At 38.9% G+C, this 1,028-nt stretch carries 1 protein-coding gene; it reads left to right on the forward strand.

Annotated features, from left to right (window positions below):
- Positions 1-852: GGDEF domain-containing protein (locus OKC27_RS22720; RefSeq protein ID WP_270806751.1), on the forward strand; the 852-nt coding region annotated here is incomplete at its 5' end.
- Between the last annotated feature and the right edge of the window lie 176 nt (positions 853-1,028).

The raw sequence follows: 1,028 nt of genomic DNA on the forward strand, positions 1-1,028 counted from the left end.
AAAGACGCAGTTCCTGCGGGTAGAAAAATGGTGATCGGCATGATGTTATTGGCTGATCGACATGATGTTATTAGCCACTTGGTTAGTGTCGTTCCAGAATCTACATTACAAGGTGTCATTGAGAGTGTGTCGCTTAATGTTCAAGGTATCATCGCACTGACCTGCATTTTTTATCTCTTGCTAGCTTTGGCTTGGTCTAAATATTTTCAAAAAATGCTCAATGAGCTATCAAATGTTATTCGGTCAAGTCGTAACAATTCATTAAAATCACCTAAGAATAGAATGGTTGAGTTATCACATGTGTATGACGAAGTGGCAAAATCGACACATGAATTATCAGAAGCTCGCTTACAGGCTAATGTTGACCAACTGACAGGTTTATACAACCGTAGATTTTTTGACATAAAGCTATCTCAGCTATTAAAAAAGCAAGAACCATTTTATTTAGCACTGTTAGATTTAGATGACTTTAAAAAAGTGAACGATACGTTCGGACACCAAACTGGTGACTCTGTATTAAAAAGAGTAGCGAAACTTGGAAATTCAATTTTTTATGAGCATGGCTGGTTCTGTCGATATGGTGGAGAAGAATTAGCTGTATTGTTTGAAGTGGGCTCAGGGAACTTAGCGATATCTTTACTGGAGGCATTAAGGCATGGTGTTGAGCATCTGGACTGGCGTGAAGATGCTCTTCGAGTAACACTCAGTGGTGGGGTTGCTGTTAGTAAAAAAGATATTAGTGCAAAAGAGCTTATAAATGCAGCTGACATTCAGGTTTACAACGCTAAACGCGATGGTAAGAATCGAATTTACGAGTGCATATCAATAACTACTGTTCATGACACCATGTAGCGTGAATCCCATATGATTGATATATATGCAAGAAATAAATTGAAGTTTTACTATTCAGTGCCTTAGGCACTAATTTAACCAGTTATTGTAAGGGTATCTCCCAGGGCAAGATCGCGAACGTTTTTTAAGCAGGGCACGAGGATTTGACCGACCGAACAGGGTGTGATCTTATACTC

This window comes from Aeromonas sp. QDB62 (genome assembly GCF_027705695.1).
Taxonomy (GTDB): domain Bacteria; phylum Pseudomonadota; class Gammaproteobacteria; order Enterobacterales; family Aeromonadaceae; genus Aeromonas; species Aeromonas allosaccharophila.